This window comes from Halanaerobium congolense (genome assembly GCF_004366375.1).
GTDB classification, from domain to species: domain Bacteria; phylum Bacillota; class Halanaerobiia; order Halanaerobiales; family Halanaerobiaceae; genus Halanaerobium; species Halanaerobium congolense.
Genome location: NZ_SOEF01000002.1, coordinates 1 through 25,583, shown reverse-complemented (window position 1 = coordinate 25,583; position 25,583 = coordinate 1). Strand labels below are relative to the sequence as shown.

Sequence of the window (25,583 nt, the reverse complement as noted above, 5' to 3'; positions counted from 1 at the left end):
TCATAATTATCTTCTTTCAGAAAGCTTCTTTAAATAGTTAATTATTACTTCATCTACTTCCATTGCTCTGAAGTGTTCAATTAAGCTATCCTGCTTAAAGTAACGCAGCAGCCTAACAAGATAACTCATAACCTTGTTACGCTTGCTTTCTTTTAAAAGCTGACGGTGAAAAAGCTCAGTTCCCATTTCGTAATAATTTAATTTTAAAGCTGCTACCAGCCTATAAAAATCTAAATACTCATCATCTAAAAACTTACCATAAGGAATTTCTGTTAAAATAGGTGCTGGATCGTCAAATCTCAGTATTGTTTCGTAATAAGCAACAGTATCAAAATAACTTTCTACAGCTGCTTTTTTAACTTCCTGCAGTAATTTTTCTTTTTGATCAGCTTCAAGATTGGACTGATATTTCAAAAGTCTTAACTTTGCATAACTTAAAACCGGACTATCAATATCTTCTGCTTCTACTTCAGCGATAACATCCCTTAATTCCTGAGTTGTAATATCTCTTCCCTTATCATAAATTGTTTCTTCTCCATCAAGGGCAGATAAACTAATAAAGAGACGATTATTGTAAATATCTTTTGTCTGAATCTGATCTATTAAATCAGTCTCGATTAGTTCCAGCAGACTTTCTAAAAGATTCTTTTGGTGATTTCTGGCCTCTTCGCTTTCAACTAACATCATTAAACTTGCTAAGAGATTATCATCTTCTCCCAGCAGATCAGCGAAGTCTTTAACAAATTTAGCTAACTTCTGCTTCTCCCCATACTCTACCAAAAATCTTAGATAATCAGAAGCCACCTGCCAGTTATGAAAATGTCCATCTTTTCTATTTTTTTCAATGGTGAAGGCAGTTTTTATTTTTTCTTCAGCTTCATTTAAATTACCCTGCTGATAATCTGCTAAAAATAAGAGTCTTAAAAAGTCTGGATTTCTTAAATGATCAGCTTCCAGTTCTTCTGCAAAATTCCTGAAATCATCATATAATTCAGCTGCTAAATAGCGGGCCAGGATATCAAGAGCAATCTGAGAATTTTTAGGTGGTAGATCTTTAATCTCATTTAATAACTCTCTCCCCTCAGATTCAGCAGAACTCATTTTGAGGTTATCGAGCTGCTGAAAAACATTGAAAATTTCTGCTGCCTGAGCTAAAGCTTCTTTTTGTTCAAGTTCTTTATTTTCAGCTAGATTAAATCTTTTTGTTATAAAATCATCTAAGAATGAAATTACCCGCATCTGCTTATACTCTTTTAACTGCTCATAATGTTTTTTAAAGAGGCTGAGCGCACTTACCACATCATCTAAATCCATTAATGTTTCCAGGCGGAAAATAATCAGCTGTAAATTATCAGAATCAATCTGCATTGCCCGATCAATAATATCATTAACACGCTGAAAGTTCTGCCCCTTTTTATAGACTTCGGCTAAGGCAATTAAAAGCGGAATGTTTTCTCCTTTAGCTTCTAATGCTTTCCGGACAAGTGCCTCAGCTTCATCAATTTCCTCCTGTTCCAGCATAATATTGACTAGAGGAGAAATAAAGGCCTCATCTAGTTCTGTTCCCATCAGCTGCCAGGCATGTTTAAGATATTTTCCCGCCTGCTGATAATTATTGTTCTGCAGTGTATAAACTATTAGCGGCAGTAAAAATCTGTGTTCTAATGGATAGTTTTTCACCGCCTCTTTTAAAAGTTTTAAAACTTCTTTTTCCTCTTCAGCGGCTTGCACTGCTTCAAAATATTCTTCAATACTTTTATCCGGATTATTGCGGGCACAGCATTTTTTAAATTTTTTGCCGCTGCCGCAGGGACAGGCTTCGTTCCTGCCGATACTGTAAGAACGAACCGTATCTTTATCTCTTCTTTTGGCTACAATATCTTTTAAACCTTTCAATCTCTTATTCATCTTTTTAACCAACCTTTCTTTATCAAACTAGAAATATGAAATGATAAAGCTCCATCAAGCTAAAAAGCTTCCGGAGCTCAATCATTTTCTATTTAAATTTATTTTCATCTTTTTAATTATAGCAGAATAAACAATTTATTTAAAGTTAATTTAACTCTAATTTTCTGTAATTATTTCTCTAATATTTTTAACCAGCAAATCCATATCTTCTTTTTCTACTACTAAAGGTGGCAAAAAACGTAAGGTATGCTCTTTAACGGCATTAACTAAAAAACCTCTTTCGAAAAGCTCATCAGTTATTTCCTTTGCTGATAAATCATCACTGAGCTCTATAGCCAGCATTAAACCTTTACCTCTTGTCTCGATTAAATTATCATTTTCAGCAACCAATTTATCTAATTCTGATTTCAGATAGGATCCCTTTTCTCTGACAGCCTCTAAAAACCCGGCTTCCAGCATAATATCAATAACTTCGGAAGCAGCTCTGGTGGCCAGCGGATTACCGCCAAAAGTTGTACCATGATCACCGGGCTCAAAAGCAGAAGCCACCTCTTCTTTAGCCATAAAAGCACCAATCGGAACTCCACCACCTAAGGCTTTGGCCAGAGAAATAATATCTGCCTCAACACCGTAGTTTTGATAGGCAAAAAGTTCACCAGTTCTGCCCATCCCGCACTGAACCTCGTCAAAAATTAAAAGAATATCTTTTTGATCACAGAGCTTGCGCACTCCTTCTAAATATTTCTGTTCTGCTGGGTAAATTCCACCTTCTCCCTGGATTGGCTCCAGCATAATAGCTGCTGTTTTGTCAGTTACTGCCTCTTTTAATGCTTCCAGATCATTAAAAGGAACAGTATAAAAACCCTCCGGCAGTGGGGTAAATGGTTCTTTATACTTATCCTGTCCAGTTGCGGTAACTGTTGTCATTGTTCTACCATGAAAAGAATTATCAGCTGTTATTGTTTCAAACTTATTACTCCCTTTTTTCTTAAAATATTTACGGGCCAGCTTTAAAGCACCTTCATTTGCCTCTGAACCGCTGTTAGCAAAAAATATACGGTCAAAACATGAATTTTGACAGAGCTTTTTCTCCAATTCAGCCTGAGGTTCTATGTAATAGAGGTTTGAACAGTGAATAATTTTATCAATCTGATCTTTTAAAGCATCTTTAAAACGCTGGTTGCTGTAACCTAATGCATTAACACCAATCCCAGCTAAAAAATCCCGATAGACTTTACCATCTTTACTGTATATTTTTATTCCCTCAGCTTTTTCCACATAAAGCGGGTATCTGCCGCTGTAAACATTCATAAAATGTTTTTGATCCATTTCTACAATTTCATTTATTTCCATCTTTTATCTGCTCCCTTCTTTTCTTAAAATATTTAATTAAGAATATTATTTCAACCTAAATTCAATCTGAACTGAACTAATCTTTTAAAATCATTGTTCCTACTCCCTGATCAGTAAAAATCTCTAATAAAAGCGGATGAGCTACAAGTCCATTTAAAATGTGAGTTCTAATAACACCACTCTCTACCGCCTGCATACAGCCTTCAACCTTGGGCAGCATACCACCTTTAATTTTTCCATCTGCAATCCATTCTTTGATTTCACTGAATGTCAGCTGAGAAACTCTGGTGCTCTCATCTGCTGCATCATAACGGATTCCATCAACATCTGTCAGATAAATTAACTTTTCTGCTTTTAAAGCTGCTGCTAATTCGCCGGCAACACTATCTGCATTAATGTTTAAAGTTTCCCCTTTTTCATTAACTCCCACCGGAGCAATTACAGGAATATAACCGTCTTCAATCAATTTTTCTACTAATTCAGGATTGATCTGATCAACTTCTCCTACAAAACCTAAATCTTTTGCCGGGTCACTAAATTCTTTCTTTTTGGCTCTAATTAAACTGCCATCTTTACCTGAAATACCTACTGCCTTAGCCTGCATTTTATTCATCAAAGCGACAATTTCTTTATTAATTTGGGCTGAAAGCACCATTTCGACAATTTCCATAGTATCTTTATCTGTAACTCTGAGTCCATCAATAAAATTAGATTCAATATTTAAACGGTCCAGAGTTTTATTAATTGCCTGGCCACCACCGTGGACAACCACAGGATTGATTCCCACATATTTAAGCAGGGTAATATCTTCAATTAATTTTTCTTTCAATTCCGCATCAGCCATAATACTGCCGCCATATTTGATCACAAAAGTCTTACCAAAAAAGTCTTTAAAATAAGGTAAAGCTTCAATTAAAACATTTGCTTTTTCGATTAATTTCTCTATTTTACTCTCCTCCTCACTACTTAGAAAATAATGTTAAATTTAGGGAAATAAAGCTGTTGCTTTAAGTCCTGTGTTTTCTGGATAACCAAAAATCAAATTCATATTCTGTACTGCCTGACCTGCTGCTCCCTTGAGCATGTTATCAATAACAGAAACAATAATTAATCTTGCTGTACGCTGATCATATTTAAAACCAATTTGGGCAAAGTTTGAACCGGCAACATTTTTAATTTCCGGCAGCTGATCTGCCAGCACCTGGACAAATTCTTCTTCATTATAAGCCTGCTGAAACAGTTCTATGATCTCTGCTTCTGAACTTGACTCCTTCAAATTAAAATAAATAGTTGCTAAAATTCCTCTTTTAATCGGAACCAAGTGAGGTGTAAATAAAATTTGAGCTCTGTCTGCACCAGTTGAAATATCTGCTGGATTAAAAGTCTTTAAATCAGAATCATACTCTCCCTTTAAAAACTGATTTGCAATATATTCGATCTCCGAGCTATGTCTATGAACAGCAGGGCTGTAGGCCTTCATGCTGTTATGAGTTTCTGTAAACAGCAGATTTTCTTTTAAACTGCGTCCGGCTCCGCTAACACCTGATTTAGCATCAATAATTATCGAGCTTAAATCTGCTTTAGAAAAACTCAGCATTGGTAAAATCCCCAGCAGTGATGCAGTTACATAACAGCCAGGATTGGCCACTAAATCTGCTTTTTTTATCTGTTCACGGTTTAATTCCACCAGCCCATAAGCAGCTTCTGCTGCCAGCTCAGGGTGTTTATGCTTAACTCCATACCATTCTTCATAAATATCTAAATCATGGTAGCGAAAATCTCCACTCAAATCAATTATTTTTGCACCTTTACCAGAAAGCTCGCCTACAATATTCTGCGAAACTCCATGGGGCAGAGCTGTAAAAATTAAATCACTTGCTTCAGCTTGAAAATCTTCCATCGCCTTTAATTGATAATTATTTAGTTCTGAACCTCTAAACTGTGGGTATAAATCAGTTAATCTCTGACCGGCACTGCTCTTAGAGATCAAATCCTTAATTTTAACTTCTGAGTGCTGATGCAGAAGCCGCATTAGCTCTATCCCAACATAACCGGTAGCTCCAATTATACTAACTTTTTTCATCTGCTCACTCCTCTACTTCACAAAATTGTCTTATTTCAAACTCCTATTTTTTTAAACTAAAATAAATTTTTTAAACTAAAATAAAAGTTATAAACAAATGATATCTTTGGCTTATTTTATCGCATTAAAGTATTTGAATCAAGCTATTTAACTGATTAAAAAAATTAATTTGCCTTTTGATGTTAAATAATTAATGGCTGCATCTTATTGGATCCTATATAATGTTGATGAGAAATATTAATTAGAAAGGGTGATTTAAATGAAAAAATTTGAACTGAAAAATGGAAATAAAATGCCTGCACTGGGATTAGGGACCTCAGGTTTACGAGGTAAAGAATGTACTCAAGTAGTAAAAGAAGCTCTCGAGCTGGGCTACCGACAGGTAGACACTGCTGACATGTATGGAAATCACAGAGCGATTGCTGAAGCATTAAATGAATCTGATGTAAGGCGTGAAGATTTGTTTATTACTTCTAAAATCCAGAGTGAAGATTTAGAATATAGACAGCTAAAAAAGACTGCCTCTCGCCTCTTAAATGAACTTGATCTAAAATATTTTGACCTGCTTTTAATTCACTGGCCCAGTCCAGAAGTTCCGGTTGAAGAATCTTTAAAAGCAATGAAAGAATTAAAAGAAGCTGGTAAAGCTAAAAATATCGGAGTCAGCAATTTTACTATTCCACTTCTCAAAAAAGCCTTAGCTGCTTATCCTGATTTAATAACTGTTAATCAGGTAGAATTTCACCCGACTCTTTATCAAAAAGAACTTTTAGACTTTGCTTTCAAAAATGATATTATTCTAACTGCTTATGCTCCGCTGGCCCAGGGAGAAGTATTTGAAAATAGCGTCTTAAAATCACTGGGAGAAAAATACGATAAATCTCCTGCACAGCTGGCTTTAAGGTGGCTGGTTGAGAAAAATATTGCAGTTATTCCTAAAGCAAGTTCTAAAGCTCATCTTAAAAATAACTTAGAGATCTTCGACTGGGACTTCCCAATTGATGCAGCTCGAGAAATGGAGCTATTGGATCAAAATAACCGCTTAATTGATCCCGGTTACCCAAATTTTGATTAAAATTATTAAACCCAGCCTTTAATCGGGCCGGGTTTTTTGTGTTTCCTATTTTTAGGGGTGAATTTTTCTTTTCAAAATATCTTGTTATATTTTTATAAATCAACTTCTCTTTAAAAATTCTGGTGCTTAAGTACAATTTTATTTATAACGATGGAGTTTTAACATTTAAGACTTCAAATTTTTCTCCCTGGTCAGCTTTTAATTCCATTTCAGTATTTGGAGGACAGGTTACAATTGTTCCTGCTTCAACTACACTTGATTCGTCACCAATTCTTAAAGTTCCTTTCCCTTCTTTAATGTAGAAAAATACATCTACAGGTACCTGATGAGCTGGAACAACATCACCTTCAGATAAAATAAGGTTCATAACCTGAGCATTATCATGTTTTAGTACTGCCTTAGCAATAACACCTCTCTTATTCTTATTTCCTTCTAACTCACTTAATTTAATAATTTCCACAAAAATCATTCCTTTCATTTTAATAAATATTTTTAATTACTATATTATAAATAGCTAATATGAATGATTACTCATTCACTAGTTGCAGTATAGCACTTTACTTTGCTTACTGCCGTGATACAGCTCACACAAATTTAATTTACTCAAACTTCGCACATAAATAACCCTTTCGCAAGTGGAAGTTTGAGTAAATTACATAAAAATATTATTAATTCTGGCTAAAATAAAATCTGGTGCAGACTCTAAAAGCTCCATTTCCGGTTCAGTTAAAGCATATTCAATAATTCCCTGCATCGAACCAAAAAAATAGACAGCCATTAAATGAGTATTTATGAATTCAACTTCTTTTTAAGCTCAAAAACATCCAGCCTTTCGGGCACATAATCCTCATCTCTATCTTTTATCTGCTCCACAGGTATATCTAACTCACGACTCAAAAGATTTTTAATGCGGCTGCCGCAGAAATTAGCCTGACATTCCCCAGTTTTAGCTCTTGTTCTTCTTTTAACTGCATCAGTTGTTTTAATTGGAATTGAACGGCTTAATGCATCTAAAATTTCAGCTTCAGTCACAGTTTCACAGCGGCAGATAATATTTTTTTCTGGATCTTGATGGTCTATCTCACCAGCAAAATTTTCATCTTTTTTTACAGTTATTCCTAGGCGATAAGGATTAAAATCCTTGTTTTGATTCAGCTCAAGTCCGGATTCATTCAATATGTTCACTACTTTTTTGGCGACAGCAGGTGATGATGTAATTCCAGGAGAGTCGATACCTGCTGCTTGGATAAAGCCTTTAACACTGCTTTCTTCAATAATAAAATCTCCTCTGGTACTTTTAGGTCTCAAACCGGCAAAAGTTCTCAGCATTCGATTTGTATCAAAATCCGGAATTGATTTTCGAGATTGGTCGATAATATATTTGATTTCTTTAAAAGTTGTGCTGACATCATTTTTCTTATCTATTTCTTCTGCATTCGGGCCAATCATAAAATTACCGTGGGTGGTTGTAGTTGTGACAACACCCTTAGTTTTAGGATTTGGTGCCTGAAAGATTACGGTATTAACTAAATGACCCTGACTTTTACTAAATACCACATATTCTCCCCGCATTGGATAGATTTCAAAATCATCAGCATCAAGCATAGAAGCTATTTTATCAGCATAAATTCCAGCTGCATTTACTACATAGCGGCTTTTAACTTTCTCTTTTACTGTTTCTATTTCAAAATAATCACTGTACTTTTCAATATTTATAACCTCTGATTCTAACTTTAAATCTACTCCATTATCAACAGCATTTTCTGCCAGAGCAATAGTAAATTCAAATGGTGAAGTTACACCAATACTTTTACAATAAAAAGCTGCCTGTGCTTCGTCACTAACATGTGGTTCAATTTCTTTAATTTGATCACCATAGATTATTTCAATGTCATCTTCTGACTGACCAACTTTTAAAGCATTTTCATATAATTTTTCTAAGGTTTTTTCATCTTCATCATCAAAAGCGAGTACAACTCCACCAGTTTTTTTATAACCAAAATGTAATTTGTCGTTCAAATCCTGATAAAGCTCATTTCCTTTAATGCATAGTTCTCCTTTTAAGGTCCCGGCCTTGCCAACATAACCTCCGTGAACAATTCCTGTATTTGCCTTTGAGGCACCTGTAGAAACATCAGATTCTTTTTCAATTAGAGCAATATCTAAATTATATTTAGACAGCTCTCTAGCAATTGCTGAACCAACAACTCCAGCCCCTATAATACTGACATCATACATTTATTCTACCTCCCAATCTGAACTATAAATTTTTTTATATTCTTTTTTTTCACTTTGGCTGCTCAAACTATAGATAGCTTCAACCAAAATATTGTTTTTATCAAATAATGCTTTTAAAGCATCAAGCTCCATTTTAGTCATAATTGCTGAGCCACAATCACTTGAAATCACTGGAGGAACAGCCTGCATTCTGAATTCAATTTTGTGCTTGGAAAATATATTTTTTGCTTTAATTGAATGATGAGTTGACTGAAACAAAATTAATTTTTCTTTTTCTTCATTGTTTATTTCCATTCTATTTTAACTCCTTTTTCACCTTTAACTGCCTTATCGAGCAAATGGCCAATCAAATAATTGTCTCTAATATATTTAAAAATTCGTCTACTTCAGCTTCAGTGTTAAAATAACCGGGGCTGAGGCGCAGCATTCCCTGATTATCTGTCCCTAAAAATTTATGTAATAATGGTGCACAGTGCAGTCCACCCCGAAGCTGAATATTATACTCATGCTGTAATTTAAAAGCAAGCTGATTAGAACTTAAAGCTGCCAGATTAAAAGCTGTTACAGCAGTTCTATTATCAATATCTTTTTTTCCGTAAATCTTTATCTCAGGCAGTATTTTCAAACCATTGATTAACTTTTTTAGTAATCTCATTTCTTGCTGGTGAATTAATTTTAAGCCCTCAGTTTGAATAAACTCTATCCCTGCTCCCAGCCCAATAATTCCCGGAGTATTAAGTGTACCGGCTTCTAGATAATCAGGCATTATTTTTGGCTGCTGAACACTTAAAGAATTTGTGCCGGTTCCCCCTTCTTTTAGAGGTCTGATCAGCTCATGATCTCTGACATACAGAGCACCAATACCTGGTGGTCCAAAGAGAGATTTATGCCCAGGAACTGCCAAAAAATCTATTTTCATTTTATCTACATCTATTGGAATAACGCCGGCTGTTTGAGCTGCATCAACCAAAAATAATATATCTTCTGCTGCCGCAATTTCTCCAATCCGCTGCAGATTATTGACTGTTCCTAAAACATTTGAAGCATGAGAAATAATAATTAATTTTGTATTATTTTTAACAGCATTCTTTAAACTCTGATATTCGATTTCTGCTGTTTTAGGATTAAATTCAATATAATCAACTGTTATCTCTTTCTCAGTTTTTAAGCGCTCAAGCGGTCTAAGCACAGAATTATGTTCCAGTTTAGAAGTTATTACATGATCTCCCTTTTCTAAAACGCCTTTGATGACCGTATTTAAAGATTCTGTAGAACCTGAATTAAATACCAATTGAGCAGAATTACTGATAGAAAAAAAATCAGCAATCTTTTCTCTAGTTTCAAAAATTATCTGGGCAGCATCTTGTTCTCCACTAGTACCACTTCGTCCAGGATTAATCCCAGAGCTTCGAAAAAACTCATCGGCTGCCTGATAAACTATATCTGGTTTGGGCCAGCTGGTAGCAGCATTATTAAAATATATCATTAATTAAACCCCCATCTAATAAATTTCTTCTTATATAATTAATTCTTTTTAGAAAACTAAAAACCTTTATTTTTTTAAGGAAAATGTTCATTTATGTTTACCTACCCGGTAGGTGAACATAAATGAAAAACTCCTGCTTTTAAACAGGAGTCATAAAGGAGATCATTTTATTATATTTTATCTTTAGAGATTTTCTAAATCTATTTTAATTTCATCTACAAGTCTATCAATTTCTTGATAATCTTCATCAGAACCATGACCTTTAGCAACAACTGGATCATAAAGCTCTACTTTAAGATTTGGCATCAAATCAAGCAGTTTGTCAGTCATTCGACCTGCCCAACCATATGAACCAATAATTGAAGCATATCTTGTTTTAGGTTTTAAGATATTTGCTACATAGGCTGCATATACTGCTGCTGGATGTGGACCTGTTAAAACGGTTGGCGAACCAAAGACTACAGTGGAAGCATCAACCAGTGAAATTGCTAAATCACAGGGAAATAAAATATTTTCTTCCTGCAGATAAGTAGACATGGTTTCCGGCCAGTGGACCCAAGGTGTATCTATAAATTCAAGGGTTTTGCCACCTAACTCTAATGTCTCACCATCTTCGACTACTCTAATTTGTTCTTCTTTAAGCTCTAATAAGTCTAAAAGCATTGATTTTGCTTTAGCAGAACATAAAACTTCAGCCTCTGGATATTTCTCTAATAAAACAGGAATTGTTCCGGAATGATCCTGTTCTGCATGGTTAGAGATAATATAATCCACTTTTTCTACCCCGGCCTGCTCTAAATTATCTAAAAAGTCCTGGTCAAAGTCGGGCTCAACAGTATCAATTATCGCATTTTTTTCCTGACCTTGAATAAAATAAGAGTTATAACTTGTACCATCAGGTAGAGGAATTAGCTCATCAAATAATTTGCGGTGCCAATCAATAACCCCAACACTATAGATATCATCTTTAATCTTTCTAAACATTTAAAACTCCTCCTTGGGGAATTTATAAAATTTAATCAATATTTGCTTGAGTCATTTTTTTAGGGTCAACATATTTTTCAAATTCTGCTTCAGTTAAATAACCAAGTTCAAGTGCTGCTTCTTTTAAACTTATTTTTCCTTTAAAAGCTTTTTGAGCAATTTCAGCTGATTTATCATAACCAATAACAGGATTTAACGCTGTAACCAGCATTAATGAGTTTTCTAGATACTTAGCTATCTGCTGCTGATCGGCCTCAATACCGCTTAAACATCTTTTATTATAAGAAGCTGTAGAATCACCAAGAAGTCTGATTGACTGCAGAATATTATAGATAATTAGCGGTTTAGCAACATTCAATTGAAAATTACCACTGCCACCACCAATGTTAACTGCTGTATCATTGGCCATCACCTGTGCTGCCGCCTGGAACAATGCCTCTGCTTGAGTTGGATTAACTTTGCCCGGCATAATTGAACTGCCTGGCTCATTTTTAGGAATTCTAATTTCTCCAATTCCACATCTTGGTCCAGAGGCAAGCCATCTGGTATCATTTGCCAGTTTCATTAAAAAAGAAGCTGCTGTTTTTAAGACTCCACTCAGGTTGACAAAACTATCATGTGCTGCTATACCAGCAGACTTATTTTTAGCTGCTTTAAATCCTCTGTTTGTTTCTAAATTTATAAATTTAACCGCTTTTTCTGCAAAGCCCGCTTTTGTATTTAAACCGGTGCCAACAGCTGTTCCTCCCAGGGGTAATTTTTTTAAATACTTTAGGCTGTCTTTTAGCATTTCAATAATATCAGTTATTTGAGCTCTAAAAGCTGAAAATTCCTGGCCCAAAGTAATTGGTGTAGCATCCATTAAATGGGTTCTTCCTACTTTAACGAGGTCCTGATATTTTTCTGCTTTTTTAGCCAATTCTTTTTTTAAATCATCAAATACCGGCAGCAAAAAGTCTTCAACTTCAATTACAGCTGCCAGGGCCATCACCGTTGGAAAAGTGTCATTAGAAGACTGAGACATATTAACATCATCATTAGGATGTACTGGTTTTTTACTCCCCATCTCCACACCAGCTAACTGGGAAATTCTATTAGCCAAAACTTCATTAACATTCATATTTGTTTGAGTTCCAGAACCTGTCTGCCAGAGAGAAATAGGAAAATGCTCGTCAAGTTCACCTGAAATTAATTCTCCAGCAGCTTTAGAAATATAATCCTTTTTTTCAATACTTATTAAGCCCTGCTCATAGTTGGCCAGTACAGCTGCTTTTTTAACAATACCATAGGCCCTAATTATTTCTAAAGGCATTTTTTCTGCTCCAATAGGAAAATTTTCAACTGCTCTAGCTGTCTGAGCTCCATACAACATATCTGCCGGAACCTTGACCTCACCTAAGCTATCTTTTTCAATACGATAGTTCATCTAAAACCTCTTTTCTGCAGTTGATTTATTTAAATCATCTAATCTAATCATATTATTAAACATAAACATTATCTTCTTTTTCATCTTTATCTGATTCATCCAGCTTTTCTTCCTCAAGTTCTTCTAATTCTTTTAATTCTTGCATTACCTTTTTTTCTTTTTCAAGGTCAACCTTATAAAGTTCAACTTCTATATCTTCAGACTTATTAATATCACTCTCAGCTAATTCTGGTTTTTGATCAGCTTTTTTATTAAAGCTTAGCGCTGCAGCTGTCGAACTGTCAGTAATCAACGAAGCCGCCCATTTACCACAGCGGTCCCCGGTAACTGCAATTACTCTTCCATCTGCAACTACTTTAATAACCTCACAGTTATTTGCACAGTCTCCGCATTCAAAGCTGTTAGTCTCAAACTCTTCTTCTGTCAGATCAAAACCTCTAAAACTACTTTCCTGATTATTCCTTTTTATATCCCGCTTAGCCAGCATCGCAATTCCTATTGCTCCCATCACCTCGTGATGTTTGGGCACAATAACTTCAGAATCAATCTCTTCCTCAAAAGCAGCCTTAATGCCGATATTTGCAGCTACACCACCCTGAAAAATGTATTCACCCTCTAAAACACGATTCCGGACCAGGTTGTTCATATAATTTCTAACCAGGGCCTCTGATAAACCTTTAATAATCTCGGCTTTAGTAAATCCATACTGCTGTTTAGAAATCATATCAGATTCAGCAAAAACAGTACAGCGTCCGGCAATCCGGACATCTCTTTCGGCTTCTAAAGCTAATCCACCAAAATCTTCAATTGGAATTCCCAATCTTTCTGCCTGATGATCAAGAAAAGAGCCTGTTCCGGCTGCACAAACAGTATTCATTGCGAAATCAACTGCAATCCCATCTTCTACTATAATTAATTTAGAGTCCTGGCCGCCAATTTCAAAAATAGTGCCTGCTTCAGGATGATAGTAAGTAGAAGCTCTAGCGTGAGCCGTAATTTCGTTCTTAACAGTATCTGCACCCAAAACATAGCCAATCAGCTGTCTACCACTACCGGTCACCCCAACCCCTTTAATTTTATAATCTTTTGGATTCATCTCATTTTTAAATTTGACCAATCCTTTTTTAACTAGTTCAATAGGATTACCTGAGTTACGGGTATAGAGTTTAAACTGCAGTTTATTTTCTTCATCAATTGCAATAATATTGATACTGACTGAGCCAATATCTACACCCAAATATAGATTTTTCATCTACATAACCTCCCTTAAATCTTTCTCTTTGATCATATCCAAAAATGCTTCAACTCTGGTTAAGACATTCGCGTCAGCTGTCTGCTCATCTATAGAAATAGTTAAAACAGGAATTTCATATTTTTCGGATAAATCATCCATAACACTCTGGGATACCAATTCTGGTAAACAGCCAAATGGTTTAAGATGAATAATCCCATCAAAACCTTTTTCTTTAAAATCTATCGCATGTCCAATATTAGCTTGAGCATGACCACCTATTTCAATTTCTATAAATTCTTCTCCCTTAACTTTAATTTCTTCTAAATCTCTGCCTATAAAGGGAAAAGCATTTTCTCTAATCCAATCTGCTAAATATTGTGAGCGCTCAACTTCAAAACCAAAATAATTAACTTTTTCTTCAATTTGATTATTTATCGACTGCTCTAAAACAACATAAATCTCGCCAATGATTCCAATTTTATACCGCTGGTCTACCTCAGGTATTGACTCCTTATACTGAAGCAGTTTATTTAAGTATTTATTCTTAATTCTTTTTATTTCGTTGATAGACTTGATTTGATAAAAATCTGTTTGAGCTTCCATCCAAATTTGATTAATAATCCCATTGTCATTATAGGCTCTTAGAGTTTCAACCTTTTTTTCAATTTCATCCATAGCCTTTGTCATTTCATAGATAGTCTTAATAACCTGGGCCACTTTAAGCCAGGAACTATCACCCTTTAGTTTTTTTATAACATCATAAAAATATTTATAATCATCATGAGGTGAATCAATAACTATTATCTCTACCTCATAACCTAAATCTTTCAGTATTTTTTTATGTACTTCACCATAATAGCCAGCTCGACAGGGGCCGTGACCACCACTAGTTACTAGAGTCTCAACATTTTCTTCCATCAATTTTAAATAAATACCTGTTATCACTTTAAACGGAAAACAGGCAAATTCTGGGCTATATTTAACTCCTAAATCAATAATTTCTTTGTTGGGCCTTGGCGGCATAACAACATCATGACCTAATAATTCAAAAAGTTTTTTATATACTATTGTTGGTCCCATATAAGGAAAGGATAGTCTCATTTTTATTTTTTCTCCTTTTTTAATCTGAGCAAATCTATAAAGGCTTCAATTCTAGTCATAATATGGCTTTCACCTGTTTGTTCATCAATCCTTAATGTCATAAATGTTTTTTCATATTCTTTGGCATCAACTTCTAAAATTTGACCCAGCATAGAATCAGGACCACAGCCAAAGGCAGTCAGATGAATTAGACCATCAATTTTATCATTTTTTAAGTAATGCTCAGCTGCTCCGTATAGTTTATTTGTAAACTCCCAAAACATAGGTTTTCTCAACTTTGACAGCTCTTTCTCTACTATTTCTTCAGCTGCCATTGAAAATGTATGAACCCTAACTCCCATTTCTTTGAGTTTGTTAATAATATCCATATTTATGTATTGATCAAAGACATTATAAACATAACCGATTAAAGCAATATCTAAAACCTCTCCTTTTTCAGCAATTTTTAATTCTTCCTTTTTACTGGAAGGCGGCTTTGAGCTGTTTTCAAATTTAGAAATCAATTTTTCCAATATTTCAATTTCTTCTATATTAGAAAAATCATCAATTAAATACCCCTCAAAAAGCAAATTGCGGTATCGCTGCCAAAAAGAAGATGCTTTATTTAAAGCCTTTTTCATTTCTCTTTTAGGAATATTAAATGTTTTTGCTAATTTTTGATGATTAAAATACTGAGCAATATCATCACTTTTGGCATCTATCTGATCAGCAATTATTTCTGCCTTAAGTGAAGGTAGAGAATGGCTGACCATATCCGGCAGTCCTAAAAATTTAGGACATAAAACAACATTTTTTCTCAGCGAACGAAAACGTGGAAGAAAAATATAATCAACATCTTTTTGATCTAAATTTAAGATATGACCAATTATAACTTTAATTGGTACACAAATCTCGGATAATGATTTTTTAACTCCCTGATCAAGCAGATCACGGGAGGTATTATCAGAAATTACTGTTTTCAAATTAAGTTCTGAGAAAAGTTTAAGCCAAAAAGGAAAATAATAATAATACAGCAGGGCCCTTGGAATGCCTATACTCTTTTTTCTCATATATCAGTGCCTCCACAACTTTTATATTTATTACTAATTTATAAATATTTTATAGTATAATTAATAAAATTGCAAAAAATTAGCCGCTGTAGCCAAGTGACCTTGACATTTTTTCAGAATATTGAACTACCAACTCAGCTAATTTTCCCATTCTTTTTTGATTCATCCTGCTGATTGGAGCAGAAATACTAAAAGCGGCAACCACTTCACCTCGATGATTAAAAATTGGCCCCGCAATACAGCGAATATCTTTTTCCTGTTCTTCATTATCGACTGCATAACCCTGTTTTTTTACCTCTTTTAAATGTTCTAAAAACTTATCAACATCAGTAATTGTATTTTTGGTTTTAGCTACCATTCCTTTTTCTTCTAATATTTTGCAAACCTCAGACTCTGAAAGTTGAGCTAAAATTGTTTTACCAAGACTGGTAGAATGAACAGGAGCACGTTTACCAACCTGAGAATACATCCGGATAGTGGCTGTACTTTCAACTTTATCAAGATAAATTATTTCGCCGTCATCTAAGATACCTAAATGAACTGTTTCTTTTGTTTTTTCCATTAACTCCTCTAAATATGGTCGAACCCGCATTCTGCTGTCAATCTCATTTATTACTTTTGAACTGAGTTCGAATAACTTTATTCCGGCAAGATATTTATGGTTATCTTTGTTTTTTTCCAAATAACCCCGGTATTTTAGTGTATCAAGCAGACGATAAACAGTACTTTTATGAACATCTAATTCTCTGCTTATTTCTGTAACACCCATTCCATTTTCACTTTCAACAATTACTTCAAGTATATTTAAAGCTCTATCTAAAGATTTAATTAGCTGATTTGGTTTTTTAGAGTCCATTATAAATTCCTACCTCATATTATAAATTTTATTTTTTTAAAAACTTTCTATTTTTTTCTAATACCTCACTTAAGTATCTTTGAAAGCGTGAAGGTTTTTTATTCTTTATATAAAAATAACCGATTATTGAGGTGATAAAAGCGCCAACACAGTCTTCCATTAAATCAAACATGGTATCTATCAAACCTGACTTCTGCATATTAAGTCCAAAAATATTATCCATCCAAAACTCAAATATTTCCCAGAAGACTCCGATTGTTACTGCAAAAGAAAAGGCAAAAACCGCAACAAATATTGGACTTAAACCCACATCAATATTCTCATTTTTATTAAGCACATAGACCATTACAAAACCAATAAAACCCATACCCATTCCATAGATCAAATGCAGCATGCTGTCCCACCACCAAAAACGGTAATAAAACTCTCTCTGCTCACCTAAATACATTGAGCCAAAGATAAAGACTATAATAAAAAACTGCAGTCCATTGGGAATGTGGAGATAATTTTTATCTGTTAAATAAGCTGGTAAATAGATCAAAATTATTGCTAATATCGATGTAAATAAGTTAAGCCAATTTTGGGCTATAAAATTACCGATAACTGCAGCCAGCAGTAAAAATAGAAAAAATCTTGTTATATAAAGCTGTATCTTTTCTTGATCCATAAAAAATCCTTTCCCATTATATACATTATTTTTCTTAAAATTCAAATATATATTTCAACTGCTAATATTATTCAACAACTGCTAAAATATCTTTTCTGATCTTTTCTAAATTAGGAACATAACTTTTCATTAATTTTAAATCACCTTCAATTTTAAAACTCTCACAATAAGCAGGAATTAAAACACTTTCTGTTTCCTTTAACTCTAATTCTTCACTATCCCAGCTTATTTTGCCCTGACCTGCAACAGCAGTTAAAATATAAAAGCGGTCTTCTTCACCCTCGGCTTCAAACTTATTCTTAATCTTTATAATATCAACAGCAAATTTATCATTCAAACAGTAATAGCTGTAATCATAATCTTCACCACAAACCTGAAGGCCCTTTCTTTTATCAGACTGCAGCTGGAAGTCAATAACATCCAAAGCCTTAGATAAATGAAGCTCTCTGTCCCGACCATAATCATAGACCCGATAAGTTGTATCACTACTCTGCTGTACTTCTGCCAGCATTATTCCTGCTCCAATAGCGTGAAGCAATCCGGCCTTAATAAAAAAGATATCTCCCTTTTTTACTTTTACTTTGTGGACATACTGATTAATTTGATCATTTTGAACAGCTTTTTTAAACTCACTCTCTGTACAATCCTCAGTTCCAATAATCAAATAAGAATCTGCATCTGCATCTATCACATACCAGGCTTCAGTTTTGCCTGATTCACCTGGATATTTTTTTGCATATTCATCATCTGGATGGACCTGGATTGAAAGCTGTGATCGAGCATCTATAATTTTAAGTAATAATGGAAATTCTTCAGCTTCAATAGCTTTTCCGAGAATTTGTTGAGGATACATCTCTGTTAATTCTTTTAAACTTTTGCCTGCCAGTTTACCATTTACAGCAATACTCATTTCAGAATCTTGAGCAGATATATCCCAACTTTCACCAATTTTTCCCTGAGGAAGTTCTTCTCGATAATTTTCTAATTTTCTTCCTCCCCAAATTTTTTCTATATATTTATGATCAAATTTTAATGGATAAAACATTATTTTCCTCCTGCAATCTCTGTATTTTTTTACGTTAAACCTAATTGTTCCTATATCAATATTCAATGCAAAAGTAATCTTCTCGAGCATAATAAATGCCCCTATAAATGTCTATACTCACAAATTTTTATTATTTTTCTACCTGCTATTAATATTCTATATTAAAGATAATATCCCTTTAAAAATCTTAATTATAGTGTTGTTATCGAGCAGGAAGAAAATAATTGGTTATTTCCCTTTAGCAAATATTTATGCCAGACAAACCTTAGAAAAGCTATTCTTCCTTATATTAAGTAAGAACAGCTTAATAATCAAATATTATTTTGTGAATTTTAACCATTTAAGACATTAAACACCTAATTAAGTTATTACTTTAGTTATTGTTATATTTAAATACTTTAAAAGGTCTAGTGTACTATTGATCTCTTCGCCATCATCATCTTCAATCAACTTAATTACAGGCCTGGTAGGAAAACCAATATTTTGTTTTTTTACGATTCCTCGATAACCAATACTTAAAATAACCTCTGTTCCATTAGGATAAAATGAAACTTTGGGCAGAATTTTTTTAACTAGATGGTAATCAAATAGTTTTTCAGAACTAGCTGTAATATATTCTGCTGCTTTATATGTCGGCCATTTATCTCTATACACCCTATCACTGGTCAACGCATCAAAAACATCAGCAATAGCTGCTAATCTGGCAAATTCGTGAATTCTACTTCCTTTAAGCCCACGCGGATATCCTGAACCATCAATCCGCTCATGGTGAGAATAGACAATAATCCTGGAGAGTGAACTAATAGAATTAATTTTCTGTAAATAATTAAAACCCAATTGGGGATGATTTTTAATTATCTCATATTCATATTCAGTTAAGCTGCCCGGTTTATTAATAATTTCTTCAGGGATTAAAGTTTTACCTATGTCATGCAGCATTGCACCCATACCCAGTTTAAATAGCTCATCTTTGTTATAACCAAGCATCTTTCCTAAAGCAATACAAATTACACTAACATTAACAGAATGCTCATAAGTGTAATCACTTGTACTTTTTAAACTGACTAAATTTAATAACACATCTTCATTAAAAATTAAATCATCTGTTATATTTTGAACAACATCTTTTAACTCTTTAGTATCAAGATCTAAAAACCCTCTTTTTATTTTATCAAAGGTTTTTTTGATAATCTTTTTTCCTTTACGCCTTGTACTAGATTTTATAGTTTCATTAACTTCAATATCATATGAGTATTTATCTTTAACATAAAGATGCTTAATTCCCAATTCAAGTAGTTTATCTTTATATTTATACAAATCTTTTACACCTTTATTTAATAATATATTTTCATTTTCATAGATTGCTCTAGCTAATTCCATATCTTCTTTTATATTTTTTGTTAAAATTAATCGCATATATTCTACCCTTTCCTCAACTAATTTTAAAAATTAACTGTGTACATTATTATATATTTTAGGCGCTTTATCTCTTTTTTGAAAAATGCCAAGCCCTCCTTTAACTTTACAGTATTTTGCTGAAGATTTCAAACCTTCATCTAAAGCTAATCTGTAATTTTGTTCATTTTTAATTAAACTATTCAAAAATGCAGCAATAAATGCATCTCCAACACCTAAAGTATCAACGACATCTGCAGGATGGGCTTCTTTTGCTATTATTTGATCTCCAACTTTCATTAAAACTCCATCTGCTCCCTGAGTCAAAACAGCAATTTCAACCCCTAATTTAGAAACCCAGTTTAAAAATTCATTTGGATCTTCCTCTTCTTTGCTTTCAGAGAAAAAGGCAATGTCTACCTTTGGAATAATATCTTTGATGTATTCTTTATTCCTCAGATATGAAAAATCAAAAGATAGTCTTGTTTTATAATGAAGTTTAGGCAGGTAATCTTCAAAATAGGCATAAATATTGCTGTGCACAATTTTAGAGTTTTTAATTATTTCCAGCACATTTTTGTTGATGCTCAGATTTTTATATACACCTTTATCTACTGCCTCAACCAATGCTTTTGCTCCTTCTCTGCTGATTATAGCGACAGCGTTTCTGCCTTTGCGAATATCATTGACTGGATAAGCAACACCTTCTTTTTTTAAGGTATTGTATAAAAATTTAGCATTTTCATCAGTCCCAAAAACACCATAATAAGCAGATTTAGCTCCCAACCTCTTCGCAATAACGGCTGTATTATAGGCTCCTCCCCCTGCATAAATCTTCTTTTCTTCCTGATAATAATCTGCTATATTATCTCCTACAACAAATATATCATAATTCATAATAGTCCTCCTTAAAACCTTATTTTTTATAATTTAAGTTAAAGTTTTTGCAGCCTTAATTAAGAATTATAAAAGCTTAATTTAACTGTCTATTTAAATCTGAAAACTTTTTAACAGGTTTAATTTTCTTTATAATCGGTGGAATTATTAATAATTGAATTACCATTCCAGGAATTCCCATAACCAATGCTCCCTGCATAACTGGTTTCATTTTTCAAAGTGCTCACTCCAATTATTTAACTATTATTTGAATCTGTTTTTATAAAAATTTAATCGTTTTAAGAAGCTTTCTAATTAAATTTCTAGTCTCAGCTTGATTTTTATTATTTAGTTCAAAAGTAAAATGAAGCAGCTGCTGCTCATTTTTCTGGCTGATAAAATATTCAAGCCTGAGCTGATCATCTTCAATAACTTCTAATTGATAGATATCAAGTCTATTGTCTTCGATAGTATTCTTTTTAACTTCAGCTCCTGCTTCTTCTGCTGCAATCGATGCATATATAAATTGTTTCCTGGCTGTCTCCATAAAAGATTTCTGGCTTAAATCCTCCAGCACAAATCCTCCCTGCAGCTCTGCAGCTTCAATTTGATATTTTAGTTTAACCTCTTTTTTAACAGCATCAACTTTTTTCAAGGTCCAGCTTTTAGGATAAGAAAATTTAATTTTCTTTCCTTGAAAATTCTGGTTTAAATTAACAGCTTTTCTTTCAGTCCCAGCATTTTCAGCGGGCTTATTCTGACTAAGTTCAGTTTTTGAATTAGCTCCTGAATCTTCTACATTTTCGGCAGTTTCTTGACTTTTCTTTTTCGCTATATATTCATTCAGATATTTAATCCTGCTCTCTGGTATCGGATGAGTTTGGGTAAATTCTAATAATTTAAGATTATGACTATTTTCCTTAAATATTTTCATTAATTCAATTAATCCTTCTGGATCATAGATGCTTCTCATCATTAAATCGACTGCATAAATATCAGACTCCTGCTCCTGCTCGCGGGAATAACCATTTGCAATTAAATTTTGAGCAATATTAGTCATCGTCTGATATTCATTTTCTGTAAAATGATTAAATAATAAGTTTAAAATTGAAAGACTCATATTTCTCTGCAGATCTTCTGTTAAATGTTCTTTAACTGCATGTCCCATTTCATGAGCAATTAACGCAGCTAACTGATCCTCTGTCTTTAATTGCTGCAGCAGTCCCTCAAATATCATAATATTACCATTGCCAATATAATAAGCATTAATCAGCTTATCATCAATATGATGAAGTTTGAATTTTTCATTTCTGAATTTTTTATTTATAATATTAGCTTCCAGTCTCTTAAGGGTTTGATATTCAGTTGTTTCGGGCTTAAACTCTGTAATTACATATTTCTGATCTAAGTCATTATACAATTGTTCTGCAACATTTTTTTCATAATCAGAAAAAGCTAAACCTGAAGCAGAACTTATAACTAAAAGCAAAATTAAGATAATAGTTATTGAAAATATGTTTCTTGAAACAAAATTATTTTTATCCAAATTTATTCCTCCAATCTTTAGTATTTTGCTATATATTTATTGTAATACTTTTTCGATAAAAATAAAACCCCTAATTTAGAATTATTATCAACTAAAAAAGGGGCTGCTATTTAATTTATTATTTTCTATTTATTATTTATTATTTTTAGTTATTGAACTGCTAAAAATTCTTTTTCTTTTTCAATAATATTTTTGCTTTCCTTAAATGCCGGGCCACCTTTTGTAGAATGGGAGTTAACGGCTGCTTCAACTGATAGTTTTGCTTTCAGTTCTTCAGCCTCAACATCTAAATATTCGCCTAAGATTTGATCCCAGTCTGACTGCTGCAGTTGATCAAGTTCTTTTTCTTTTTTAGAGGCAAATAAAACTGCTTCTCCAACAATCTGATGTGCTTGGCGGAAAGGTATATTATTAGCTGCAAGATAATCAGCTAATTCTGTTGCATTAAGGAAACCGCTAGAAGCTGCCTCTTTCATCTTAGCTTTTTTTACCTTCATAGTTTTCAGCATCTCCGGGTATAATTCTAAAATCACTTTTACAGTCTTAACACTATCAAAAAGGCCTTCTTTATCCTCCTGCAGGTCTTTATTATAGGCCAGAGGTAGACCCTTGATTGTGATCATTAACTGATTTAAACTGCCAATAACTCGGCCGGTTTTTCCCCGAACCAATTCTGCTAAATCAGGGTTTTTCTTCTGGGGCATAATTGAACTGCCTGTTGTATACTGGTCTGCTAATTCAATAAATGAATATTCTTTAGAGTTCCATAAAATTATTTCTTCACTTAAACGGCTTAAATGCAGCATTAAGTTTGAAGCAACAGCAAGGAATTCTAAAACGAAATCTCGATCGCTGACACCATCCATAGAATTTTCACAGGCCCTACTAAAACCAAGTTCTTTAGCAGTAAAATCCCGATCTAAAGCAAAAGAACTGCCGGCAAGAGCTCCCGAACCTAAGGGTGAAACATTGATCCGCTTTAGAGCATCTGCAAAACGCTCATGATCTCTTTTTAATTTAAAGTAATAAGCCAGCAGATGATGGCCAAAGGTTAACGCCTGAGCCCGCTGCAGATGAGTATAACCCGGCATCACAGTTTCTATATGTTCTTCAGCCAGATCCAAAATAACCTGCATAAAGCTGAGAATCAGCTCCATAATCTGCTCAGTCTGATCTCTAAGATATAATCTCAAATCAACAGCTACCTGGTCATTACGACTGCGGCCTGTATGCAGCTTACCACCAACAGCTCCAATTTTAGCAGTTAATCTGGCTTCAACCAGACTGTGAATATCTTCGGCTTCATTAAAGTCAAAACTGTCGGTTTCTAATTCAGCTTCGAGGTCTTTTTTGACAGATTTTAATCCCTCAATAATCTTTTTGACTTCAGCGGCAGTTAAAATATCCTGTCTGCCCAGCATCTTAACATGAGCTAAGCTGCCTTCTATATCATACTGCATTAAATTAATATCAAAAGGGAGTGAAGCATTAAACTGATCCATTAATTTCGATGTGTTGGCTTCAAATCTTCCTCCCCATAATTTGCTCTTTGCCATGACTTATTCTTCTCTCTTTTTCTGATTTGCTACCTGCACAGGTAAAGCCCAGAGATTAATAAATCCAGGAGCTGCCTTATGGTCAAAATTATCACTTTCATCATAAGTAGCAAGACCATGATCATATAGTGAGTACTCAGATTTTCTACCTGCTAAAGTACATTTTGCCTTATACAGTTTAACTTTTACAGTTCCAGTTACAGTTTGCTGTGATTTATCAACAAATGCATCTAAGGCATCTCTTAAAGGTGAGAACCAGAGGCCATTATATGTTAATTCTGCATATTTGGCTGACATAGCTGCTTTATAATTTTTAGTATCTCGATCAAGGGTTAAATCTTCTAAAGCCTTATGAGCAGTTATTAAAATTTCTCCGGCTGGTGCCTCATAAATTTCCCTAGATTTAATCCCTACTAATCTATCTTCTAACATATCAATTCTGCCCACTCCATATTCAGATCCTATTTCATTTAATTTTTCAACCATTGTAATTGGATCCATCTCTTTTCCATCAATAGCTGTTGGGATTCCTTTTTCAAAATCTATTGTAAGGTATTTAGGCTGATCTGGAGTATCATCCACATCTTTTGTCCACTGATATGCATCTGCAGGTGGCTCAGCCCAAGGATCTTCTAAAATTCCGCATTCAATACTGATTCCCCAGAGATTTTGATCAATACTATAAGGACTATCTTTTGTTGCCTTAACAGGAATATTATTTGCTTCTGCATACTCAATTTCTGCATCTCTAGAAACAAATTCCCAGTCTCTTAAAGGTGCAATAATTTCCATTTCTGGAGCCAGAGCTTTAAAAGACACCTCAAAGCGAACCTGATCATTACCCTTTCCAGTACAGCCATGAGCTAAAGCATCTACACCTTCTTTTTTTGCAATTTCAACCATTCTTTTAGAAATTAAAGGTCTAGCAAGTGCTGTTGCTAAAGGATATTTTTCCTGATACATCGCATTAACTTTTAGAGCAGGATAAACATATTCTGTAATAAACTCTTCTCTAATATCATCAATGTAAGCTTTGCTTGCTCCGGTTGCCAGAGCTTTTTCTTCTACTGCATCCCAGTCCTGAGGCTGTCCTAAATGAGCTGTATAAGTAATTATTTCTGCATCATACTTATCCTGCAGCCATTTAATTGCTACCGAAGTATCAAGACCACCTGAATACGCCAACAAAATCTTCTTAATTTCTTTTTCTGCCATTTTAAAATTTCCTCCTTAGATTTCTACTCCCTTTTTTAACATCAGTTAACATAATTTAAATAATTTGAAAATATATATTTTAGCAAAAAACCGCTAAAAAGAACAAAATGGCCTTCGGACAATCTGTAATATAGTAAGGTTAAATTTTGTTGATAGCGGAAATTATGAAACTATAAATGTTATCCCCAACAAACCATCAGGTATAATTTCCTAGCTAATAACAAAAACCCACCTCTATAATATAGAGACAGGTTAAGATCCGTGGTACCACTCTGATTGATAAAATTTTATCCACTTTCAGTTAATTTAACGCAGTTCTACGTTTTTTCCTAATTAATTTCAGAAAAAAGCCTCCCAGACGCGCTTCAGAATTAAGTTTCGCTCGAGCTCTCACCATCCTCGATTCGCTAACTCCACTAAAATTCCTACTTTTCTGTTCACAGGTTTAGTTTTGTTTATTTTTTAGTATTATATAGCATTAGAAAGATTA

At 33.8% G+C, this 25,583-nt stretch carries 23 protein-coding genes, 1 pseudogene and 1 other annotated feature; of the genes and pseudogenes, 1 reads left to right on the top strand and 23 read right to left on the bottom strand.

What is annotated here, in order from left to right:
• Window positions 1-6 precede the first annotated feature (6 nt).
• From C7954_RS00980 to argC, 4 genes are all read right to left on the bottom strand, one after another.
• Window positions 7-1,908: an SEC-C metal-binding domain-containing protein gene (locus tag C7954_RS00980; RefSeq protein ID WP_134058448.1), complete on the bottom strand. Its 1,902-nt coding sequence runs from the start codon at window positions 1,906-1,908 to the stop codon at window positions 7-9.
• Between the two features lie 156 nt (window positions 1,909-2,064).
• Window positions 2,065-3,261 carry an aspartate aminotransferase family protein gene (locus tag C7954_RS00975; RefSeq protein ID WP_073156530.1) on the bottom strand — a complete coding sequence of 399 codons (1,197 nt, stop codon included), beginning with the start codon at window positions 3,259-3,261 and terminating at the stop codon, window positions 2,065-2,067.
• 76 nt (window positions 3,262-3,337) lie between these two features.
• Window positions 3,338-4,207 (bottom strand): acetylglutamate kinase, encoded by an 870-nt coding sequence (gene argB, locus C7954_RS00970; RefSeq protein WP_073156533.1) that lies wholly within the window; start codon window positions 4,205-4,207, stop codon window positions 3,338-3,340.
• A gap of 39 nt (window positions 4,208-4,246) precedes the next feature.
• Window positions 4,247-5,344, bottom strand: a complete 1,098-nt coding sequence (gene argC, locus C7954_RS00965; protein ID WP_089656037.1) for an N-acetyl-gamma-glutamyl-phosphate reductase — start codon at window positions 5,342-5,344, stop codon at window positions 4,247-4,249.
• Between the two features lie 259 nt (window positions 5,345-5,603).
• On the opposite strand from argC, the gene C7954_RS00960 reads away from it, so the two are divergent.
• Window positions 5,604-6,419 carry an aldo/keto reductase gene (locus C7954_RS00960; RefSeq protein ID WP_134058445.1) on the top strand — a complete coding sequence of 272 codons (816 nt, stop codon included), beginning with the start codon at window positions 5,604-5,606 and terminating at the stop codon, window positions 6,417-6,419.
• 142 nt (window positions 6,420-6,561) lie between these two features.
• Here the strand turns inward: C7954_RS00960 and C7954_RS00955 are convergent, their stop codons facing one another.
• From C7954_RS00955 to C7954_RS00870, 19 genes and pseudogenes are all read right to left on the bottom strand, one after another.
• Window positions 6,562-6,879 (bottom strand): cupin domain-containing protein, encoded by a 318-nt coding sequence (locus C7954_RS00955; protein WP_073156542.1) that lies wholly within the window; start codon window positions 6,877-6,879, stop codon window positions 6,562-6,564.
• Between the two features lie 192 nt (window positions 6,880-7,071).
• Window positions 7,072-7,197: a hypothetical protein gene (locus C7954_RS13990; protein ID WP_276330781.1), complete on the bottom strand. Its 126-nt coding sequence runs from the start codon at window positions 7,195-7,197 to the stop codon at window positions 7,072-7,074.
• An 11-nt stretch (window positions 7,198-7,208) separates the two neighbouring features.
• On the bottom strand, window positions 7,209-8,657 hold the full coding sequence (locus C7954_RS00945; protein WP_133506028.1) for an NAD(P)/FAD-dependent oxidoreductase: 1,449 nt from the start codon (window positions 8,655-8,657) through the stop codon (window positions 7,209-7,211).
• Window positions 8,658-8,951: a putative Se/S carrier protein gene (locus C7954_RS00940; RefSeq protein ID WP_089720845.1), complete on the bottom strand. Its 294-nt coding sequence runs from the start codon at window positions 8,949-8,951 to the stop codon at window positions 8,658-8,660.
• Between the two features lie 52 nt (window positions 8,952-9,003).
• Complete coding sequence (locus tag C7954_RS00935; RefSeq protein ID WP_073156553.1) at window positions 9,004-10,143, bottom strand: aminotransferase class V-fold PLP-dependent enzyme; 1,140 nt, start codon at window positions 10,141-10,143, stop codon at window positions 9,004-9,006.
• Between the two features lie 183 nt (window positions 10,144-10,326).
• Window positions 10,327-11,127, bottom strand: a complete 801-nt coding sequence (locus C7954_RS00930; protein ID WP_089720848.1) for an FprA family A-type flavoprotein — start codon at window positions 11,125-11,127, stop codon at window positions 10,327-10,329.
• A gap of 31 nt (window positions 11,128-11,158) precedes the next feature.
• Entirely contained in the window at window positions 11,159-12,553 is a 1,395-nt protein-coding gene (fumC, locus tag C7954_RS00925; protein WP_089720850.1) for a class II fumarate hydratase, read from the bottom strand.
• Window positions 12,554-12,839: 286 nt separating this feature from the next.
• Window positions 12,840-13,805, bottom strand: a pseudogene (locus tag C7954_RS00920) (acyl-CoA dehydratase activase); the annotation flags it as partial.
• Window positions 13,806-14,888, bottom strand: coding sequence for an acyl-CoA dehydratase activase-related protein (locus tag C7954_RS00915; protein ID WP_134058442.1), 1,083 nt, complete (start codon window positions 14,886-14,888; stop codon window positions 13,806-13,808). It lies immediately after the preceding pseudogene.
• A 2-nt stretch (window positions 14,889-14,890) separates the two neighbouring features.
• Window positions 14,891-15,937, bottom strand: a complete 1,047-nt coding sequence (locus tag C7954_RS00910) for an acyl-CoA dehydratase activase-related protein (RefSeq protein ID WP_073156565.1) — start codon at window positions 15,935-15,937, stop codon at window positions 14,891-14,893.
• 79 nt (window positions 15,938-16,016) lie between these two features.
• Window positions 16,017-16,793: an IclR family transcriptional regulator gene (locus C7954_RS00905; RefSeq protein ID WP_073156567.1), complete on the bottom strand. Its 777-nt coding sequence runs from the start codon at window positions 16,791-16,793 to the stop codon at window positions 16,017-16,019.
• Between the two features lie 28 nt (window positions 16,794-16,821).
• Window positions 16,822-17,505, bottom strand: a complete 684-nt coding sequence (locus C7954_RS00900) for a DUF2238 domain-containing protein (protein ID WP_243833627.1) — start codon at window positions 17,503-17,505, stop codon at window positions 16,822-16,824.
• A 22-nt stretch (window positions 17,506-17,527) separates the two neighbouring features.
• Window positions 17,528-18,505, bottom strand: a complete 978-nt coding sequence (locus C7954_RS00895; RefSeq protein WP_089656189.1) for a type I phosphomannose isomerase catalytic subunit — start codon at window positions 18,503-18,505, stop codon at window positions 17,528-17,530.
• Between the two features lie 360 nt (window positions 18,506-18,865).
• Window positions 18,866-19,921, bottom strand: a complete 1,056-nt coding sequence (locus C7954_RS00890; protein ID WP_089656190.1) for an HD-GYP domain-containing protein — start codon at window positions 19,919-19,921, stop codon at window positions 18,866-18,868.
• A 33-nt stretch (window positions 19,922-19,954) separates the two neighbouring features.
• Window positions 19,955-20,797 carry a PfkB family carbohydrate kinase gene (locus tag C7954_RS00885; RefSeq protein ID WP_089656191.1) on the bottom strand — a complete coding sequence of 281 codons (843 nt, stop codon included), beginning with the start codon at window positions 20,795-20,797 and terminating at the stop codon, window positions 19,955-19,957.
• A gap of 76 nt (window positions 20,798-20,873) precedes the next feature.
• The gene (locus C7954_RS13985; RefSeq protein WP_256208219.1) at window positions 20,874-21,008 is read right to left on the bottom strand and encodes a hypothetical protein; all 135 of its coding nucleotides are present in this window, start codon (window positions 21,006-21,008) and stop codon (window positions 20,874-20,876) included.
• A 48-nt stretch (window positions 21,009-21,056) separates the two neighbouring features.
• Window positions 21,057-22,322: a M48 family metallopeptidase gene (locus tag C7954_RS00880; RefSeq protein WP_166667661.1), complete on the bottom strand. Its 1,266-nt coding sequence runs from the start codon at window positions 22,320-22,322 to the stop codon at window positions 21,057-21,059.
• Window positions 22,323-22,471: 149 nt separating this feature from the next.
• Complete coding sequence (gene argH, locus C7954_RS00875; protein ID WP_073156577.1) at window positions 22,472-23,878, bottom strand: argininosuccinate lyase; 1,407 nt, start codon at window positions 23,876-23,878, stop codon at window positions 22,472-22,474.
• A gap of 3 nt (window positions 23,879-23,881) precedes the next feature.
• Window positions 23,882-25,093: an argininosuccinate synthase gene (locus C7954_RS00870; protein WP_073156580.1), complete on the bottom strand. Its 1,212-nt coding sequence runs from the start codon at window positions 25,091-25,093 to the stop codon at window positions 23,882-23,884.
• A 240-nt stretch (window positions 25,094-25,333) separates the two neighbouring features.
• Window positions 25,334-25,543 (bottom strand) — a binding site (T-box leader).
• Window positions 25,544-25,583 lie beyond the last annotated feature (40 nt).

Excerpts from the sequence above, each read along its gene's own strand:
- C7954_RS00980 (WP_134058448.1), bottom strand. The coding sequence starts at position 1,908 with ATGAATAAGAGATTGAAAGGTTTAAAAGATATTGTAGCCAAAAGAAGA.
- C7954_RS00975 (WP_073156530.1), bottom strand. The coding sequence starts at position 3,261 with ATGGAAATAAATGAAATTGTAGAAATGGATCAAAAACATTTTATGAAT.
- argC (WP_089656037.1), bottom strand. The coding sequence starts at position 5,344 with ATGAAAAAAGTTAGTATAATTGGAGCTACCGGTTATGTTGGGATAGAG.
- C7954_RS00960 (WP_134058445.1), top strand. The coding sequence starts at position 5,604 with ATGAAAAAATTTGAACTGAAAAATGGAAATAAAATGCCTGCACTGGGA.
- C7954_RS13990 (WP_276330781.1), bottom strand. The coding sequence starts at position 7,197 with ATGGCTGTCTATTTTTTTGGTTCGATGCAGGGAATTATTGAATATGCT.
- C7954_RS00945 (WP_133506028.1), bottom strand. The coding sequence starts at position 8,657 with ATGTATGATGTCAGTATTATAGGGGCTGGAGTTGTTGGTTCAGCAATT.
- C7954_RS00940 (WP_089720845.1), bottom strand. The coding sequence starts at position 8,951 with ATGGAAATAAACAATGAAGAAAAAGAAAAATTAATTTTGTTTCAGTCA.
- C7954_RS00935 (WP_073156553.1), bottom strand. The coding sequence starts at position 10,143 with ATGATATATTTTAATAATGCTGCTACCAGCTGGCCCAAACCAGATATA.
- C7954_RS00930 (WP_089720848.1), bottom strand. The coding sequence starts at position 11,127 with ATGTTTAGAAAGATTAAAGATGATATCTATAGTGTTGGGGTTATTGAT.
- fumC (WP_089720850.1), bottom strand. The coding sequence starts at position 12,553 with ATGAACTATCGTATTGAAAAAGATAGCTTAGGTGAGGTCAAGGTTCCG.
- C7954_RS00915 (WP_134058442.1), bottom strand. The coding sequence starts at position 14,888 with ATGAGACTATCCTTTCCTTATATGGGACCAACAATAGTATATAAAAAA.
- C7954_RS00910 (WP_073156565.1), bottom strand. The coding sequence starts at position 15,937 with ATGAGAAAAAAGAGTATAGGCATTCCAAGGGCCCTGCTGTATTATTAT.
- C7954_RS00905 (WP_073156567.1), bottom strand. The coding sequence starts at position 16,793 with ATGGACTCTAAAAAACCAAATCAGCTAATTAAATCTTTAGATAGAGCT.
- C7954_RS00895 (WP_089656189.1), bottom strand. The coding sequence starts at position 18,505 with ATGTTTTATCCATTAAAATTTGATCATAAATATATAGAAAAAATTTGG.
- C7954_RS00890 (WP_089656190.1), bottom strand. The coding sequence starts at position 19,921 with ATGCGATTAATTTTAACAAAAAATATAAAAGAAGATATGGAATTAGCT.
- C7954_RS00885 (WP_089656191.1), bottom strand. The coding sequence starts at position 20,797 with ATGAATTATGATATATTTGTTGTAGGAGATAATATAGCAGATTATTAT.
- C7954_RS13985 (WP_256208219.1), bottom strand. The coding sequence starts at position 21,008 with ATGAAACCAGTTATGCAGGGAGCATTGGTTATGGGAATTCCTGGAATG.
- argH (WP_073156577.1), bottom strand. The coding sequence starts at position 23,878 with ATGGCAAAGAGCAAATTATGGGGAGGAAGATTTGAAGCCAACACATCG.
- C7954_RS00870 (WP_073156580.1), bottom strand. The coding sequence starts at position 25,093 with ATGGCAGAAAAAGAAATTAAGAAGATTTTGTTGGCGTATTCAGGTGGT.